This is a genomic window from Trinickia violacea, from assembly GCF_005280735.1.
Taxonomy (GTDB): Bacteria; Pseudomonadota; Gammaproteobacteria; order Burkholderiales; family Burkholderiaceae; genus Trinickia_A; species Trinickia_A violacea.
Genome location: NZ_CP040077.1, coordinates 3,635,267 through 3,653,435 on the forward strand (window position 1 = coordinate 3,635,267; position 18,169 = coordinate 3,653,435).

The 18,169-nt window shown below is 63.7% G+C and carries 15 protein-coding genes and 1 tRNA gene; 5 read left to right on the top strand and 11 right to left on the bottom strand.

From position 1 onward, the window contains the following. Nucleotides 1-161: 161 nt before the first annotated feature. A complete protein-coding gene (locus tag FAZ95_RS16655; protein WP_137333455.1) occupies nt 162-695 on the bottom strand; it encodes a GNAT family N-acetyltransferase in 534 nt (177 codons plus the stop codon). A gap of 169 nt (nt 696-864) precedes the next feature. Beyond that, nucleotides 865-1,650, bottom strand: a complete 786-nt coding sequence (map, locus tag FAZ95_RS16660; RefSeq protein WP_137333456.1) for a type I methionyl aminopeptidase — start codon at nt 1,648-1,650, stop codon at nt 865-867. Nucleotides 1,651-1,794: 144 nt separating this feature from the next. Between map and FAZ95_RS16665 the strand changes: the two genes are divergently transcribed. Continuing rightward, nucleotides 1,795-2,556, top strand: coding sequence for an ArsR/SmtB family transcription factor (locus FAZ95_RS16665; RefSeq protein ID WP_254699730.1), 762 nt, complete (start codon nt 1,795-1,797; stop codon nt 2,554-2,556). Nucleotides 2,557-2,643: 87 nt separating this feature from the next. Here FAZ95_RS16665 and FAZ95_RS16670 read toward each other — a convergent pair. The 5 genes from FAZ95_RS16670 to FAZ95_RS16690 form a co-directional block, all read right to left on the bottom strand. Continuing rightward, nucleotides 2,644-2,734: transfer RNA gene (locus FAZ95_RS16670), tRNA-Ser, on the bottom strand. A gap of 127 nt (nt 2,735-2,861) precedes the next feature. Continuing rightward, complete coding sequence (serS, locus tag FAZ95_RS16675) at nt 2,862-4,160, bottom strand: serine--tRNA ligase (protein WP_137333457.1); 1,299 nt, start codon at nt 4,158-4,160, stop codon at nt 2,862-2,864. Nucleotides 4,161-4,281: 121 nt separating this feature from the next. After that, on the bottom strand, nt 4,282-5,592 hold the full coding sequence (locus FAZ95_RS16680; RefSeq protein WP_137333458.1) for a replication-associated recombination protein A: 1,311 nt from the start codon (nt 5,590-5,592) through the stop codon (nt 4,282-4,284). 52 nt (nt 5,593-5,644) lie between these two features. Continuing rightward, complete coding sequence (lolA, locus tag FAZ95_RS16685; protein WP_137334594.1) at nt 5,645-6,325, bottom strand: outer membrane lipoprotein chaperone LolA; 681 nt, start codon at nt 6,323-6,325, stop codon at nt 5,645-5,647. 145 nt (nt 6,326-6,470) lie between these two features. After that, nucleotides 6,471-8,780 carry a DNA translocase FtsK gene (locus tag FAZ95_RS16690; RefSeq protein WP_137333459.1) on the bottom strand — a complete coding sequence of 770 codons (2,310 nt, stop codon included), beginning with the start codon at nt 8,778-8,780 and terminating at the stop codon, nt 6,471-6,473. Between the two features lie 341 nt (nt 8,781-9,121). Between FAZ95_RS16690 and trxB the strand changes: the two genes are divergently transcribed. From trxB to FAZ95_RS16705, 3 genes are all read left to right on the top strand, one after another. Further along, on the top strand, nt 9,122-10,117 hold the full coding sequence (gene trxB / locus FAZ95_RS16695) for a thioredoxin-disulfide reductase (RefSeq protein ID WP_137333460.1): 996 nt from the start codon (nt 9,122-9,124) through the stop codon (nt 10,115-10,117). Between the two features lie 152 nt (nt 10,118-10,269). Beyond that, a complete protein-coding gene (locus tag FAZ95_RS16700) occupies nt 10,270-11,064 on the top strand; it encodes a Smr/MutS family protein (protein WP_137333461.1) in 795 nt (264 codons plus the stop codon). Beyond that, the gene (locus tag FAZ95_RS16705; RefSeq protein WP_175425630.1) at nt 11,054-11,674 is read left to right on the top strand and encodes a trimeric intracellular cation channel family protein; all 621 of its coding nucleotides are present in this window, start codon (nt 11,054-11,056) and stop codon (nt 11,672-11,674) included. Before FAZ95_RS16700 ends, FAZ95_RS16705 begins: the two co-directional genes overlap by 11 nt. A gap of 240 nt (nt 11,675-11,914) precedes the next feature. On the opposite strand, the gene FAZ95_RS16710 is transcribed toward FAZ95_RS16705, so the two are convergent. The 4 genes from FAZ95_RS16710 to FAZ95_RS16725 form a co-directional block, all read right to left on the bottom strand. Continuing rightward, the gene (locus FAZ95_RS16710; protein WP_137333463.1) at nt 11,915-13,033 is read right to left on the bottom strand and encodes an ABC transporter ATP-binding protein; all 1,119 of its coding nucleotides are present in this window, start codon (nt 13,031-13,033) and stop codon (nt 11,915-11,917) included. 117 nt (nt 13,034-13,150) lie between these two features. After that, nucleotides 13,151-14,008, bottom strand: coding sequence for a carbohydrate ABC transporter permease (locus tag FAZ95_RS16715; protein WP_137333464.1), 858 nt, complete (start codon nt 14,006-14,008; stop codon nt 13,151-13,153). After that, nucleotides 13,998-14,939 carry a carbohydrate ABC transporter permease gene (locus FAZ95_RS16720; protein ID WP_137333465.1) on the bottom strand — a complete coding sequence of 314 codons (942 nt, stop codon included), beginning with the start codon at nt 14,937-14,939 and terminating at the stop codon, nt 13,998-14,000. The genes FAZ95_RS16715 and FAZ95_RS16720 overlap by 11 nt, the downstream gene beginning before the upstream one ends. A gap of 90 nt (nt 14,940-15,029) precedes the next feature. Beyond that, nucleotides 15,030-16,277, bottom strand: coding sequence for an ABC transporter substrate-binding protein (locus FAZ95_RS16725; RefSeq protein ID WP_137333466.1), 1,248 nt, complete (start codon nt 16,275-16,277; stop codon nt 15,030-15,032). 426 nt (nt 16,278-16,703) lie between these two features. Between FAZ95_RS16725 and zwf the strand changes: the two genes are divergently transcribed. Further along, complete coding sequence (zwf, locus tag FAZ95_RS16730) at nt 16,704-18,164, top strand: glucose-6-phosphate dehydrogenase (protein ID WP_137333467.1); 1,461 nt, start codon at nt 16,704-16,706, stop codon at nt 18,162-18,164. Nucleotides 18,165-18,169: the final 5 nt, after the last annotated feature.

The following is an 18,169-nucleotide window of genomic DNA, read 5'->3' on the forward strand; positions in this document are numbered from 1 at the left end:
AATTTTGCGTATTTTACAGGCGTCCATGCGGGCAGAAAGATTTTTTGGATACGTTGCGCCATTTTCGCGAAGAACGTCGCGACAGATAGGCGGCAAACGCAGCGAAACGACATCGCGACAGCGCGGCAAGCACGCGCCGCACCAGCGGAAGACATGCGAAATCAGCCTTGCAGTGCGGCGTTTTCATGCCTCACGCGACGCACGAGCAGCGTTTGCCATTCATCCGGCGCGCGACTGCTGGGCGCATGCTCGCCGGCCGGCCCGAAACCGAGCCGCTGATAAAAACGCATCGCGTTGCGGTTCGCATCGGCGACCCACGCGTAGACCTCGGGCGCGCCTTGTTCGGCAAGCCACGCGCTAGCGGTGTTCACGAGCAGCTCGCCGCCTCGCAAATGCCGTACCGCGGGTGCCACCCACAATTCGCAGACGAATGCATGATGCGGCGGCGTTTCCTCGAAAAACGCGCAGATCAGGCCCGCAGGGTGCCCTTCGGTGTAGAGGATGAAGCTGGTGGAGAGATCGGAAACGGCATAGCTGGCGGCGGTCTCGTCGAACTTCGCGGCGTCAGCGGACAGGGCTTCTTCAAGGGTCTCGCCGAATGCGTACGGCGCTTCGCGCAGCGAGGCGGTGCGCAGTTCGCGGTAGGTTTCGCCCTGATCAGCGGCGATACGGCGGACAGTCAGCGATGAACTCATGCGGCTTGGATTCTGTGGGGACAGGCTAACGCGTAGCTTCAACCGAACCGGCGTGCGAGTCAAATCGTTATTGCGCGGACCGCCTTTCGGCGCGCGGCAGCGCAACGAAATGGCACACCAAAAACGGCACGTCAATGCAGCGGCGCATCGATGCCAATGCGCCTGTCAATCACGGCGCGTCATAGGTGCCCGTGCCGTCGGGCCAGGGCGTAAGGAGTTCGAAACCGTCGTCGGTGACGGCGACCATGTGCTCCCATTGCGCGGACAGCGAACGGTCCTTGGTGACGACGGTCCAGCCGTCGCGCAGCACGGCGGTGCCGGCCCGCCCCGCGTTGACCATCGGCTCGATCGTGAAGACCATGCCGGGCTTGAGCCTCACGCCTTGCCCCGGCTGCCCGTAGTGCAGCACTTGCGGGTCCTCGTGATAGACCTTGCCGATGCCGTGCCCGCAGTAGTCGCGCACGATCGAATAGCCCTCGCGCTGCGCGACGCGCTGGATCGCGTGCCCGACGTCGCCGAGCGTCGCGCCCGGCCGCACTTGCCGGATGCCCGCGACCATCGCTTCGTAGGTGGTATCGATGAGATGCCGCGCCACGGTGCTCGGCTCGCCGACGCAATACATCCGGCTCGTATCGCCGAAATAGCCGTCCTTGATCACGGCCACGTCGATGTTGACGATGTCGCCGTCGCGCAAGACGTCGCTGCGATTCGGAATGCCGTGGCACACCACGTGGTTGACCGATGTGCAAACCGTCTTCGGAAAGCCCAGATAGCCGACGTTGGCGGCAATCGCCTTCTGTGTGTTGACGATGTAGTCGTTGCAGATCGCGTCGAGCTGCTCGGTGGTGACGCCGGCGCGCACGTGCTCGCCGATCATCGCGAGCACGTCGGCGGCGAGACGGCCGGAAATGCGCAGCTTCTCGATGTCGGCGGGGGTCTTGTAGGTGATGGTCATCGATGTCGTATTCCGTCATGCAGGCGGCATGCCCGGTCCGCGAACCGGCATGAGCATCCGGCATTGTACAGAGGCGGCGGTCGGGACCGGTTTCGGTCGGCGGCGGCGTGCTACCGCGCCCCCTGCGTTCCGTATAATCGCTCGATGACCACCGAACTCGACGAACGCTTCGGAATGAACCAGCTCATCATCTCGTCCGTCGCGTATCTGATCGCGGAGCCGGTGCGCGCCGCAATGCTGATCACGCTCGCGGACGGCCGCGCCCTGCCCGCAGGCGCGCTCGCCAATGCTGCGGGGGTCACGCCGCAGACGGCGAGCTCTCACCTTGCGAAGCTGTTGACAGGCGGCCTCGTGATCGTGGAAGCCAAGGGCCGCAATCGCTATTACCGGCTTGCGGGCCCGCACGTGGCGCTCGCGCTCGAAAGCCTTGCGTCTGTCGGTCCCGTGACGCCGGCTTGGCGCAGTCCGCCTACTCGCGCCGCAAAGGAATTGCGCTTTGCTCGTTGCTGCTACGACCATCTTGCGGGCACGCTAGGCGTCGCGGTCACGCGAGGCATGCTCGAGCGCGGGTTCCTGTTCGAAGGCGGCGAGCGGGATTATGGCTTGACGCCGTCCGGTGTCGAATGGCTACGGTCGCTCGGGCTCGACGTCAATGGAATCGCACTCGATGAAGCGGGCACAGCGCGTCAATGTCTCGATTGGACAGAGCGCCAATATCACATTGCCGGGCCGTTCGCTGCGCGGCTGATGAATGCTTTTTTCGCTTGGGATTGGATTCGGCGGGTGCCGGGGAAGCGGACTGTCGCTGTGACGCCGCTCGGGTGGGCGGCGCTCAAGCAGCATCTCGGGATCGAGCGGGAAGGCAGCAGTGAGGTGCATGTGTTGCCTGCTGCGGCCAATGCCTAAGTCACGTTGCTTGCGCAGCGTCTGACCGCGACTCACATTTGGCCAAGACGAAAAAAATGCCCGCTTACGCGGGCATTTTTTGCATTCTGGCGGAGAGGGTGGGATTCGAACCCACGGTACGGGGAAACCGTACGCCTGATTTCGAGTCAGGTACATTCGACCACTCTGCCACCTCTCCGGGTTTTACTGCTTCACCAAGCTGGTCGTTGCTCGGCAAAGCGAAGATTATAGGATATCCCCAATCGGATTCCAAGCCCTTTTTGCACGAAAGTGAGGAAAAGGCAGGAATCGCGCGCGGTGCGTCATCAAGCCGCCGACATCGCGTCGAGTCGCGCCACGCCGCCAAGATACGGACGCAGCACCGCCGGCACCGTCACCGATCCATCCGCGTTCTGGAAATTCTCGAGCACCGCGACCAGCGTACGGCCCACAGCCAGACCCGAACCGTTGAGCGTATGGACAAGCTCGGGCTTGCCCTGCGCGTTGCGGTAGCGCGCGTGCATCCGGCGAGCCTGGAACGACTCGGTATTCGAGCAGCTCGAAATTTCGCGGTAGGTTTTCTGCGCGGGCAGCCACACCTCGAGGTCGTAAGTCTTGGCCGCGGAGAACCCCATATCGCCCGTGCACAGCGTAATCACGCGATACGGCAGCTCGAGCTTCTGAAGAATCGCTTCCGCATGCAGCACCATTTGTTCGAGCGCGTCATACGACGCCTCCGGGGCCACGATCTGCACCATCTCGACCTTGTCGAATTGATGCTGGCGAATCATCCCGCGCGTATCGCGGCCGTACGAGCCCGCCTCGGAGCGGAAGCACGGCGAATGCGCGGTCAGCTTGATCGGCAGCGCATTGCCTTCAAGGATGCTGTCGCGCACCGTGTTCGTCAGCGAAATCTCCGACGTCGAAATCAAGTATTGGGTCACGACGTTCTCACCGCCGCCCTTCTCGACGCGGAACATATCGTCCGCGAACTTCGGCAGCTGGCCCGTTCCGAACAGGATCTCGGGATTGACGATGTACGGCGTATAGATTTCCGTGTAGCCGTGCTGCAGCGTGTGCGTGTCGATCATGAACTGCGCGAGCGCCCGATGCAGACGCGCAATCTGACCGCGCAGCATCGTGAAGCGCGCGCCCGCGAGCTTGGCGCCGGTCTCGAAGTCCAGGCCAAGCGGCGTACCCACGTCGACGTGGTCTTTCACTTCGAAATCGAACGCGCGCGGCGTGCCCCAGCGGCGCACTTCCACGTTGGCCGTTTCGTCATTACCGAGCGGCACGCTTTCGTGCGGAAGGTTCGGCATGCCGAGCATCAAGTCCGACACGCGCTTTTGCACGTCTTCGAGCTGGACAGCCGACGCCTTCATCTCGTCGCCGATGCCGCCCACTTCGGCCATCACGGCCGACGTGTCTTCGCCGCGCCCCTTCATCGCGCCAATCTGCTTCGACAGGGTGTTGCGGCGCGACTGCAATTCTTCGGTGCGAGTCTGGATGGCGCGGCGTTCCGCTTCGAGCGCGGAGAACGCGGCGACGTCGAGGGTGTAACCGCGGGCGGCGAGGCGCTTGGCCACGCCGTCGAGGTCTTTGCGCAGCAACTGGATGTCGAGCATGGGAGGGAACAGTCTTCGTTGTATGAAGGGAGGATTTTAGCGCACCGGCGTAGTGCTCAGGAGCATCGGCCGGTGCGCTCGAGGCGCTTGCAGCAATACTTTTTGACGACGGGCAGCTCTTCTACTCGGACTCCCTCGCCTTCTTGTCGAGGTCGCGCAACCAGGCGAGCTTCTCGGCGATCTTCGTTTCGAGCCCGCGCGGGACCGGCTCGTACCAGCCCGGCTCGCGCATGCCTTCGGGCAGATAGGTCTCGCCGGCGGCATAAGCATTCGGCTCGTCGTGCGCGTAGCGATATTCGCGGCCGTAGCCGAGCTCCTTCATCAAGCGGGTCGGCGCGTTGCGCAAATGAACCGGCACCTCGCGCGACTTGTCCTGCTTCACGAACGCCATCGCCTGATTGAACGCGTTATACCCGGCGTTGCTCTTCGCCGCGCACGCGAGGTAAATCACGGCCTGGCCGAGCGCCAGCTCGCCCTCGGGCGAGCCGAGGCGCTCGAAGGTCGCGGCGGCGTCGTTGGCGATCTGCATCGCGCGCGGGTCGGCGAGGCCGATGTCCTCCCACGCCATCCTGACGATGCGGCGCGAGAGGTACTTCGGGTCCGCGCCGCCGTCGATCATCCGGCAGAACCAGTAAAGCGCCGCATCCGGATGCGAGCCGCGCACCGACTTGTGCAGCGCCGAAATCTGGTCGTAGAAGTTCTCGCCGCCCTTGTCGAAGCGGCGCGCATTCAACGTCATCGCATTCGCGACGAAGTCGGCGTCGATATGCATCTTCTTCGACGACAGCGCCGCCGTCTGCGCCTGCTCGAGCAGGTTCAGGAAGCGCCGCGCGTCGCCGTCGGCGTAGCCGATCAGCGTATCGACGGCCAGCTCCTCGAAGACCAGACCGTCGAGAGCGACTTCCTGCGCACGACGCAATAACTGCCGCATCTCGTCATCGCTGAGCGACTTGAGCACATAGACCTGCGCACGCGAAAGCAACGCCGAGTTCACCTCGAAGCTCGGGTTTTCGGTCGTCGCGCCGATGAAGGTCACGAGACCCGATTCGACGAACGGCAAGAGCGCATCCTGCTGCCCTTTGTTGAACCGGTGAATTTCGTCGACGAACAGAATCGTGTGCTTGCCGCGCGTATTCAGATTCTGCTGCGCGCGGTCCATCGATTCACGGATGTCCTTGACCCCGCCGAGCACAGCCGACAGCGCAATGAACTCGCAATCGAACGCCATCGCGGTGAGCCGCGCCAACGTCGTCTTGCCGACGCCCGGCGGCCCCCACAGGATCATCGAATGCGGCTTGCCCGATGCGAACGCGAGCTGCAGCGGCTTGCCCTCGCCGAGCAAGTGGGTTTGACCGATGACCTCGTCGAGTGTCTTCGGCCGCAGCGCCTCCGCTAGCGGCCGGCGCGGCTCGACTTGGAAGAGATCCGACATGAACCCTGCCCTCCCTATACGCGCTGCCCTATGAGCGGGCCGCGCACGACGCTCAACCGTTCAACACGTCCGCGCCCTTCGGCACGACGAACTTGAACGTATCGGCCTTGAGCGGCGGGTTCTTCTGGATGTTCGAGAACGTGAGCAGCGTCACGTTGCCGAACACGTCGTGCAACTCCATCGCTTCGAGGTTGCCGTCGCGAAAGCCGATGCCCACGCGCTGGAATTGCGTGTCCTTCGACTTCGGCGTCAGCTCGAGCCAGTCGATGCCGTCCTTCACGCCGGCGTCCTTGAGCGTGAAGTTCTTGTCGAGATCGTTGCTGCCGAACAAGATCGCCGCCGGGCTCGCGCCGAGCGCGCCACCGAGCTTGCGCACCGTGACCTGGTTCAGGTCCTTGTCGTAGACGTAAAGGTTGTCGCCATCGGCTTGCAGCACTTGTTCATACGGCTTCTCATACGACCAGATGAACTTGCCGGGACGCGCGAACAAGAACGTGCCACTCGAGGTGCTCGTGATGTTCGGCATCGCCATGTCGCTGCTTGCGCCCTGCGCCTTGCTCGGTGCCTTCACCTGCTTCTGCACGAAATCGCCGCGCGCCGATTTGACTTGCGACACGAACGCCTTCAATTGCTCGGTGCCGCTCGCGAACGCCTGCGACGCGGCGAACATCGACGCGCCGATCACGGCGATGCTCGCGAGGCGCGCCGCCGAGCGCAGCAGCGGGCGGCGCATGGGGTTCGTCTCGGAATGGGAAGTACGGGCATCGCGCCCGAAGCGTTGCAGCATGAGGTGGTTCTCCGTAGATGTGGCTCGAGCCGGCTTGAACCGGCGGCTGGCCAAGCCGCGCGACGCATGGCGGCGCGGCTCGCCCCGCCGCTTAATCGGTTTCGCGCGCCGGCACGAGAATTTCGCGGTTGCCGTTCGACGACATCGTCGAAACGAGCCCCGACTGCTCCATCTGCTCGAGCAGCCGCGCCGCGCGGTTATAGCCGATCCGCAGGTGCCGCTGCACGAGCGAGATCGACGCACGGCGATTCTTGATGACGACTTCGACCGCCTGATCGTAGAGCGGGTCCGACTCTTCGCCGCCGGCCCCGGCGCCGGCCGAGCCTTCGTCGCCTTCGCCGGCGACGCCGCCCTCGAGAATGCCTTCGATGTAATTCGGCTCGCCCTGCTCCTTGAGCTTCTCGACGACGCGATGCACTTCCTCGTCCGAGACGAACGCGCCGTGCACGCGCACCGGCAAGCCCGAGCCCGGCGGCAGGTAGAGCATGTCGCCCATACCGAGCAGCGACTCGGCGCCTTGCTGGTCGAGGATCGTGCGCGAATCGATCTTCGACGATACCTGGAACGCCATGCGCGTCGGCACGTTGGCCTTGATGAGCCCGGTGATCACGTCGACCGACGGACGCTGTGTCGCCAGGATCAAGTGGATGCCGGCCGCGCGCGCCTTTTGCGCGATCCGCGCGATCAGCTCTTCGACCTTCTTGCCGACCACCATCATCAGGTCGGCGAGCTCGTCGATCACGACGACGATGTTCGGCAGGCGCGCGAGCGGCTCCGGATCTTCCGGCGTCAGGCTGAACGGATTCGGAATCTTTTCCTCGCGCTTGCCTGCATCGTCGATCTTGTTGTTGTAGCCCGCGAGATTGCGCACGCCGAGCTTGCTCATCAGCTTGTAGCGGCGCTCCATTTCGGCGACCGCCCAGTTGAGCGCATGGCCGGCCTGGCGCATGTCGGTGACGACGGGGCACAGCAAGTGCGGAATGCCTTCGTAGACGCTCATTTCGAGCATCTTCGGATCGATCAGGATCATCCGGACCTGGTCGGCGCTCGCCTTGTAGAGCAGCGAGAGAATCATCGCGTTGATGCCGACCGACTTGCCCGAGCCGGTCGTGCCCGCGACGAGCAAGTGCGGCATCTTCGCGAGATCGGCGCACACGGGCTTGCCGCCGATGTCCTTGCCGAGACCCATCGTGAGCGCCGACGATGCCGCTGCATACACCTCGGAGCCGAGAATTTCGGAGAGACGCACCGTCTGACGCCGCTGGTTCGGCAGCTCGAGCGCCATGTAGTTCTTGCCGGGAATCGTCTCGACGACGCGAATCGACACGAGCGAGAGCGAGCGCGCGAGATCCTTCGCGAGATTGACGATCTGGCTGCCCTTCACGCCGGTGGCCGGCTCGATCTCGTAGCGCGTGACGACCGGCCCCGGATACGCCGCCACGACGCTCACCTCGACGCCGAAATCCTTGAGCTTCTTTTCGATGAGACGCGACGTGAATTCGAGCGTATCGGCGGAAATCGTTTCCTGGGCGGGCGGCGCGGGGTCGAGCAGCGCGATCGGCGGCAGCGTCGAATCGCCGGGCAGGTCCGTGAAGAGCGGCACCTGCTTCTCCTTCTCGACGCGCTCCGACTTCGCCGGCGTGACGACCGGCGGCACGATCGTGACGGGCTCGTGCTCTTCGATCCGCACGCGACCCTGCTCGACCTTGCCCTCGCGCTTGACCGCGGCGGCCTCGCCGAGCTTGCGGTCGCGCACCGTCTCGCGGCGCAGCTTCGCAAGCGTGACCGCCGAGATGATCGCGTCGCCGACCTTCTCGGCCACCGACAGCCACGAAAACCGGAAGTACAGCGACAAGCCGATGCCAAGCGCCACCAGCAGCGCGAGCGTGCCGCCCGTGAAGCCGAGCGCATGCGACACGCCGTGTGCGACCGCCTCGCCGACCACGCCGCCCGGCGCACGCGGCAACTGCACTTTCAGCGACCACATGCGCAATGCCTCGATGCCGTCGCAGGCGAGCAGCACGATCACGAACGCGAAGCCTTCGGTGATCCACGTCGACGTATCGCGCGGCGCGTCCTCGTCGGGCGCCTCGCTGCGCGTGATACGGCGGTAGTTCGCGGAAATGTGGCGGGCGAGCAGCACGACCCACCAGTAGGCTGACAACCCGAACAAGAGGAGCAGGATGTCGGACGTCCAGGCGCCGACGCGCCCCGCCCAGTTATTGATGCGGTCGACCTGCGCCGCGTGGGTCCAACTCGGGTCGTGGCGGCTGTAGCTGACGAGCGCCATCAGCAGGAACACGCCGAGCGCGACCTGCAATATCCAGCGAATTTCGGTGAAGAGGCGCGACATGCGATGCGGCAATGCCTGCGCGTTCGCGGAATAGGGAGCTTTGGCCATTGAATCCGTAGTGCATCGTGCGGCGTTTCGCTTTTGAAAGCCGCCAGTCGTTCGATGCGGGCTATTGTAAACGCTCAGTTGCGCGGCAGGCTGTAAATGACGGTAACTCGCGACAGTCGTGCAACTTCCGGGCGTGGATCGTGCTTTTTCGGCCCGAATGGGCCGCCAGTAGGCTTGCCTAGGCTATCGCAGCGATTGAAAGGTTCTCTGAGCAGCGCCGTAAGCGGGCCTTTATAATGCGAGGCTCGTACCCATTTGCTGTTGCAGCCCCGGTTGCATTGGTTCGAGCGGATCGAACCGAGCCTCCGCCAGCCGCCTTTTTTACGGATTGAAGTCCCATCATGTCCAACCGCAAACACGCCAAAGTTCTAATTCTCGGTTCCGGCCCCGCCGGCTACACCGCTGCCGTCTATGCGGCACGCGCCAACCTGTCGCCGGTGCTCGTCACGGGCCTCGCGCAAGGCGGCCAGCTGATGACGACGACCGACGTCGAAAACTGGCCCGCGGACGCGAACGGCGTGCAAGGCCCCGAGCTGATGCAGCGTTTCCTCGACCACGCCGAGCGCTTCAACACCGAGATCCTCTTCGATCACATCCATACGGCGAAGCTCGACGAAAAGCCGATCCGCCTGATCGGCGACTCCGGCGAGTACACCTGCGATTCGCTGATCATCGCGACCGGCGCCTCGGCGCAGTATCTCGGCCTGCCGTCCGAAGAGCGGTTCAGCGGCCGCGGCGTGTCGGCCTGCGCAACCTGCGACGGCTTCTTCTATAAGAACCAGCACGTGGCCGTGGTCGGCGGCGGCAATACGGCGGTCGAAGAAGCGCTGTATCTGGCCGGCATCGCGAAGAAAGTGACCGTGATCCACCGCCGCGACAAGTTCCGCGCCGAGCCGATCCTGATCGACCGCCTGCTCGAGAAGGAGAAGGAAGGCGTCGTCGAGATCAAGTGGAATCACGTGCTCGACGAAGTGAAGGGCGACGATTCCGGCGTCAACGGCCTGCGCATCAAGGACGTGAAGTCGGGCGAGATGGCCGATCTCGATCTGCAGGGCGTGTTCATCGCGATCGGCCATAAGCCGAACACCGATATCTTCGCCGGCCAGCTCGAGATGAAGAACGGCTACATCATCACGAACGGCGGCTTCAGCGGCAACGCGACGGCGACGAGCGTGCCGGGCGTGTTCGCCGCGGGCGACGTGCAAGACCACGTGTACCGTCAGGCGATCACGAGCGCCGGCACGGGCTGCATGGCCGCGCTCGACGCGCAGCGCTACCTCGAGAGCATCCACGAGGTGACGCAGGAACACGTGATGAGCCACGAGGCCGACCGGTAAAATGGGCGGGGGCGCCTAGCCGGCAAGCGCGCTTCGTAGCCTTCGACGCCGATCCATCGCATCAAAGGGGCCGCGGCCAGACGCCGGCGGCTCTTTTTACGTTGGAGGCGCAATCGCTTGCCGCGTGTCCACCCGCAGTGCATGTCATCGTCATGGCCAAGAACCTACCTCACCCGAGCGAGCCGAAGAAACCGCGCGCGGCCGCCGAAAAAACGGCCCCCGCTCCGGCGGCGCCCCAGCCGTCGCCCGCCCCCGCGCGCGGCGCCGGCCTCGCCGGACTCGGCGCGTTGCGCGACGCGCTCAAAGGCGACGCCGCCAGGCGCGAACGCGAACGGGTCGCCGCGGCCCAGACCGCGCGCGAGGCCGCCGCGGACGCCAATCTGTTTCGCCGCGAAATCGGCGAAGTCGCCCCGCTGAAAGCGCCGGCGCGCGCCCCGAGCGTACGCACGCCGCCTCTCCCGCTTCCGGTCCAAACACAGCGCGACGAAGAAGCCGTGCTGCACGAAGCGATCTCCGACGAGTTCGACCCGGAAGTCCTGCTCGATACCGACGAATCTCTTTCCTACTGCCGCCCGGGCGTGAGCCAAGAGGTCGTGAAGAAACTGCGGCGCGGCGACTGGATCGTGCAAGCGCAGCTCGATTTGCACGGCATGCGCCGCGACGAGGCGCGCGAGGCGCTGGCGGAATTCATCCGCGAATCGGGCAAGCGCGGCCTGCGATGCCTGCGCGTCATTCACGGCAAGGGCCTGGGCTCGATCGGCAAAGAGCCGGTGCTCAAAGGCAAAGTGCGGGCGTGGCTCGTGCAGAAGGCCGAAGTGATCGCGTTCTGTCAGGCGCGGCCGCACGACGGCGGCGCGGGCGCCGTACTCGTGCTGCTGCAGCCGGCGGGCGCAACCAGCGCGCCGGTCGGCGCCCGCTCCGACCGGGGGGAGCGCGGTGCATCCTAGGCTGACACTTGCGGTCTCCATCATGGAGACCATCGCCATCCTCGCCTATGCCGCCTCCGGTTTCATCGAAGCACGCAAGCGCCGTCTCGACCCGATTGGCACGTTTCTCGTCGCGCTGGCCACCGCGTTCGGCGGCGGCACCGCGCGCGACATCATGCTCGAACGCCGTCCGTTCTATTGGGTCGAGCATCAGGAATACGTGATCGTCATTTTCGTGGCGTCGTTCTTTGCGCCGTACGTGCTGCGTCTGATCTCGCAGGTGATCTCGGACCGCGCGCTCCTGATCGCGGACGCCATCGGGCTCGGGCTTTTCAGCGTCGCCGGCACGTCGATCGCGCTCGACGCGCAAATGCCCGCGTTCATCTCGGTGCTGATGGGCGTGACGACGGGTGTGTTCGGCGGGCTCATCCGCGACGTCCTGTGCAACGAAGTGCCGCTCCTCCTGCGCGATTCGCGCCCTTACGCGACCTGCGCGTTCGTCGGATGCTGGCTGTATCTGCTGCTCAATCAGCTCAATGTCGATTCGATTTATAGCGTGCTGATCGCGACCGGCTTCATTCTCGTGGCCCGGCTCGTCACCTACAAGTTCGACGTGCGCCTGCCGCACTGACGAACGTCTTCGCCGCCGCGCCCGGCCCGACGCGCGACCAGCGAATTGAAACGCCCGCAATGATTCGGAAGACCGGGGAAAGCGGGCAGCTTTGCATGGGACCCAAGTAAGCGCTGAAGCGCCAACTTGGGTCGACAAAAAAAGCGGCCGGGCGCGGAACCTCGACCGCTACCTGACCGCTGGGACATCCTTCAGACCGACAACCGCACTCTCATGCTTCGGCGCAAATCAGCACGCGCCTCAGGCAATGCGCTCCTCGTTGCTCGGATCGAACAGCACCGCCTTCGACACGTCGAACAGCAGCGTCATGTTCTGCAACGGCTGCGGGTTCGATGCCGGGTGCACGCGGCTCACGATCCGCTTGCCGTTCACTTGCGCGAAGACGAGCGTATCCGGCCCGGTCGGCTCGATCACGTCGACCTTCACTTCGATCGGCTGCAACAGCCCGCTTTGCACGTCGTGCGCGCTGCGCGCATCGGTGATGCGCTCGGGGCGCAGACCGAGAATCACGTCCTGGCCGACGCGGCTCTTGAGCTTCGCGGCGTCGAACGGCAGGTTCAGCGCACCGCGCTTGACGCCCGTGTCGATCTCGACGGCCACGCCCGCGCCCTGCTCGACGAGCTTGCCTTGGATGAAGTTCATCGGCGGTGCGCCGATGAAGCCCGCGACGAACAGATTCGACGGCGAGTCGTAAATCTGCTGCGGAGCGCCAAACTGCTGGACGATGCCGTCCTTCATCACGGCGATGCGATCGCCGAGCGTCATCGCTTCGATCTGGTCGTGCGTCACGTAGACGATCGTCGTGCCGAGGCGCTGGTGCAGCAGCTTGATTTCCGAACGCATTTCGATGCGCAGCTTCGCATCGAGGTTCGAGAGCGGCTCGTCGAACAGGAACATCACCGGATCGCGCGCGAGCGCGCGGCCCATCGCGACCCGCTGGCGCTGGCCGCCCGAGAGCTGGCCCGGCTTGCGGTCGAGCAGGTGCGAAATTTGCAGCATGTTCGAAACGCGATCGACGATCTGCGTCTGCTCGCCCTTCGGCACCTTGCGGATATTGAGGCCGAACGAGATGTTCTCGCGCACCGTCATCGACGGATACAGCGCGTACGACTGGAACACCATCGCGATATCGCGATCCTTCGGCGACAGGTCGTTCACCACCTTGCCGTCGATCTGGATTTCGCCCTTCGTCACGGTCTCGAGACCGGCGATCATGTTGAGCAGCGTCGATTTCCCGCAGCCCGAGCCGCCGACGAGAATCAGGAACTGGCCGTCCTCGATGTCGATGTTGACACCCTTCAGAACCGGCACTCCGTTCGGGTAAGTCTTGTACACGTCACGGATGGAAAGGCTTGCCATGCTGTGAATCCTCTAGTCTCTGGTACTGCTTTTGAATCCGGCCGCCGTCACTCCGGGCAGCGGCGCGGATGCTGGTATCGATCGAAAAAACGCCTGCGTTGAACGCGCGTCTGCGCCTCAGCCCTTCACCGCGCCCGCCGTCAGACCGCGCACGAAGTAGCGGCCGGCGACCACGTAGACGAGCAACGTCGGCAGCGCGGCAATGATCGCGCCCGCCATGTCGACGTTGTATTCCTTCACGCCCGTCGAGGTGTTGACGAGGTTGTTCAGCGCCACCGTGATCGGCATCGAATCGACGCCCGAGAACACGATCCCGAACAGGAAGTCGTTCCAGATCTGCGTGAATTGCCAGATCAGGCACACCATGAAAATCGGCAGCGACACCGGCAACAGGATGCGCGTGAAGATCATGAAGAAGCCTGCACCGTCGATGCGCGCCGCCTTCACGAGTTCAGCGGGAATGCTCACGTAGAAGTTGCGGAAGAACATCGTCGTGAACGCGATCCCGTACACCACGTGCACGAACACGAGGCCGCCGATCGTATTGGAGATGCCGAAGAAGCCTTGGAGGCGCGCCATCGGCAGCAGGATCGCCTGGAACGGAATGAAGCAGCCGACGAGCAGCATCGTGAAGAGCCCGTCGGCGCCGCGGAAGCGCCAGTGCGTGAGCACATAGCCGTTGAACGCGCCGACGATCGACGAGATCAGGACGGCGGGAATCACCATCTTCACCGAGTTCATGAAGAACGGCTGCATCCCATCGCAGCGCACGCCGGTGCACGCCTGGCTCCAAGCCTTGACCCAAGGCGCGAAAGTCCAATGCGTGGGCAGCGAGAGCAAGTCGCCCGCGCGCATCTGGTCGAGATCCTTGAAGGACGTCGACACCATCACGTAGATCGGGAACAGAAAGTACAGCGCAAACAGAATCAAGGCCGCATAAATGACGGCACGGCTGATCGTCATCTTAGGCTGCATTGCGGGTGCTCCTCGATTCCAGATACATGAGCGGCACGAGCACGGCCACGACGGTCGCGAGCATCATCATCGACGACGCTGCGCCGACGCCAAGCTGCCCGCGGTTGAACGAAAACGTGTACATGAAGATGGCCGGCAGCGACGACGACGTGCCCGGCCCGCCCGCCGTCAGCGCGACGACGAGGTCGAAGGTCTTGATCGTGATGTGGCAGAGAATCAAGAGCACCGAGAAGAACACCGGGCGCATGCTCGGAATCACGATCTTGCGGTAGATGGTCGGCAAGGTCGCGCCGTCCACCTGCGCCGCCTTGAAGATTTCCGCATCGACGCCACGCAAGCCGGCGAGGAACAGCGCCATCACGAAGCCCGTCGATTGCCAGACGGCCGCGATCACGATACAGAAGATCGCCTTGTCCGAGTCGTTCAGCCAGTTGAAATGGAAGCTCGTCCAGCCCCAGTCGTTCAGCACCTTCTGCACGCCGAGATCGGGATTCAGGATCCACTGCCATGCCGTGCCCGTCACGATGAACGAGAGCGCCATCGGATACAGGAACAGCGCGCGCAACGCGCCTTCGTTGCGAATCTTCTGGTCGAGCAGGATCGCGAGGAATAGCCCGAGGCCAACGCAGATCGCGATGAACGGAATGCCGAACCAGCCGAGGTTCTTGGCGGAGGTCCACCACACATCGTTGGCGAACAGCTCGCGATAGCGATCGAGGCCGACGAACGTGTAGCGCGGCATCAATGTCGAGTTGGACAGCGACAGATAGCCGGTAATCAGAATGAAACCGTAGACGAAAATCAGGCTGATCACGATGCTGGGCGAAAGCACCAGCTTCGGAATCCAGCGGTCGGCGAGCGCCGACAGCGGCGACGTGCGGCGGGCGGCGGTTGCCGTTTTGCCGTTGCCGCTAAGAGAAGAAGCAGTCACTACTCGACTCCTGAAACTAAGGGCTCTTGGCCGTTCGCTCTGCGCCCGCTCTCCGCTCGAAAACGAAGAGCGGGCGCCTTACTGCATCGCTTACTTCGTTTGAGCTGCCTTCGCGAGTGCGGCAACCGCGCTCTTCGAGTCCTGATCCGAGTTCATGAACTTCGTCACGACGTCGGTGATCGCGCCAGCGGTCGCGTCCGGTTGAGCCATGCCGTGCGCCAGCGACGGCACATAACCGCCGTCCTTGATCGCCGTTTGCTCATCCGCATACGACTTCTTCGCGCAATCGTCGAACTTGTCCATCGACACGCCGAGGCGCACCGGGATCGAACCCTTGTACAGGCTGAACTGCTCCTGGAAGCCCGGGCTCATGATCGTCTTGGCGAGCGCGATCTGGCCAGCCGATGCAGCCGATTGGCCCTTCTGCTGGAAGAACACGAACGAGTCGACGTTGAAGGTGTAGCCCTTCGCCGTGCCCGGCACCGCCGCGCAGATGTAGTCCGAGCCCGCCTTCTTGTTCGCGTTCGCGAACTCGCCCTTCGCCCAGTCGCCCATGAACTGCATGCCGGCCTTGCCGTTGATGACCATCGCCGTGGCGAGGTTCCAGTCGCGGCCCGTGCGGCTGTTATCCATGTACGACTCGATCTTGCGGACCGTGTCGAACACTTGGACCATCTTGTCGGAGGTCAGCGTCTTCTGGTCGAGGTCGACGAGCGCCTTCTTGTAGAAGTCCGCGCCTTGCGACAGGACGACGTCTTCCCACAGCGTCAAGTCTTGCCACGGCTGACCGCCTGCGGCGACCGGCTGGATGCCCGCGGCCTTCAGCTTGTCCGCGACGGCGAAGAACTCGGGCCAGCTGGTCGGCACCTTCGCGCCGACCTTGTCGAGCGCGGCCTTGTTGTACCAGACCCAGTTCACGCGGTGCACCGAGAACGGCGCGGCGACGTAGTGGCCGTCCGCGTGCATGATCTTGTCGATTTCGGGCGGCAGGGTCTTCTTCCAGTCGCCGGCGGCGGAGTCGACGTTCACGAGCACGCCTTGCGACGCCCACTCCTGAATCAGCGGTCCCTTGATTTGCGCGGCGGCGGGCGCGTTGCCCGAGATCACCTGCGTCTTCAGTGCGGTCATGGCCGCGGCGCCTGCGCCGCCCGCCACCGCGAAGTCCTTCCACGTGTAGCCTTGTTTCTGCATGTCGTCCTTGAGGACGCCGACGGCTTTCGATTCACCGCCCGAAGTCCACCAGTGCAGCACTTCGAGAGATTCTGCCGCCTGCACGGCCGACACACCGCACATGAGACCTGCGGCGCAAAGCGCACCCATGATCGCGCGAAATTTCATTCTTTATCTCCTCCAGACACCTGAACAAGAAACGATTGGCCCCCGATATGGCCGGGAAGCGATGGTTTGTAAAACAGGCAAAACACTGGGCGGTCGAGCGTCGGACTTGCGCGTGCGCACATGCGCCAGCGCGCCGATGTTCGGCCGCTGGGCTACAAAGAGGTGCCCCCTTCCTGCCGCAAAGCGACAGTCCCCCCGAGGGGGAACGAGAAAACTTGGGACGGCCCGGCGTTTTCTCGCGAGTGAATGGACTGGGGAAGCAAACTACGAGTCTCCTCTTTTGATTTTGGCTTGCGCCGCGTCGCGCGGTACAGGCTCGGAGAGGTAATTTCACGTTACCTCTTGATTTGGATTGTAGTTAAACTACAATTCAGTGTCAAAAAAAATTTTATCGGGCTACAACCCTCTGATTTCCCGCGGAGACACATGCAAACCGACTCGAGCTTCACCTTCGTTCTCTTTGGCGGAACCGGCGATCTGTCGATGCGAAAGATCCTGCCCGCACTGTATGAAGCGCACCGTGCAGGGATGCTTTCCGAGCAAGGCAAGATCGTGGCGGTCGCACGTCTCGAGGCCGACTTGAACGGCTATCTGCAGTGGGTCGAGGAAAACGTCCGGGAACACGTGTCGAAGAAGGGTCTCGACGAGACCTGCTGGAAGAGTTTTCTGCAGCGCTTCGAATATCTGCACATGGACCTCGGCAAGCCCGAGGACTTTGCGATGCTGCGCGACGCCATCGCGGGTCAAGCGGGCATCCGCGTGTTCTACCTTGCGACCGGTCCGTCGCTGTTCGTGCCGATCTGCCGCGCGCTCGCTTCGGTGGGCTTGAATCAGAATGCGCGGATCGTGCTCGAAAAGCCGCTCGGCTATGACCTGCGTTCGTCGAATGCGATCAACGACGCCGTCGGCGAAATCTTCGCGGAAGAGCAGATCTACCGGATCGACCACTACCTCGGCAAAGAGCCGGTGCAGAACCTGCTCGCGCTGCGCTTCGGCAATGCGCTTTTCGAGCCGCTGTGGCGCCGCGAGTGGGTCGAAAGCATCCAGATCACGATCGCCGAAGAGCTGGGCGTCGAAGGCCGCGGCGACTTCTACGACAACACCGGCGCGCTGCGCGACATGGTGCAGAACCACCTGCTGCAACTGCTCTCGATCGTCGCGATGGAGCCGCCGCACTCGATGGATTCCGACTCCGTGCGCGACGAGAAGCTGCGCGTACTGCGAGCGCTCAAGCCGATCGATCCGCGCGACATCAGCAAGATCGCGGTGCGCGGCCAGTATCATGCGGGCGTGATCAAGGGCACGTCAGTGCCGGCCTACGCGACCGAGCACGGCGTGAAGCCCGACAGCAGCACCGAGACCTTCGTCGCACTGAAGGTGGAGATCGAAAACTGGCGCTGGTCCGGCGTGCCGTTCTTCCTGCGCACCGGCAAGCGCCTTGCCGACCGCGTCGCCGAAATCGTCGTGAATTTCCGTGCCGTGCCGCATTCGGCGCTGGGCCCCACGGCGCTGCGCCCGGGCTCGAACCGTCTCGTGATCCGCTTGCAGCCGAACGAAACGATCCGCCTCTATTGCCTTGCGAAGCAGCCGGGCGAAGGGATGAATCTGTCGAGCGTGCACTTGGATCTCGCGTTCGACCAGTTCTTCAAGGAAGGTCAGATGGAGGCGTACCAGCGTCTGTTGCTCGACGTCATCCACGGCCGCCTCGCTTTGTTCGTGCGCCGCGACGAGCAGGAGGCCGCGTGGACCTGGGTCGAGCCGATCCTGAATGAATGGAAGGCGGCGAACAAGCCGCCGAAACCGTATGCGTCGGGCACCTGGGGGCCGGCCGCGGCGAGCGCGATGCTCGCGCAGCACGGCACCTGCTGGCTCGAGGAAGAAAATTGACGTTC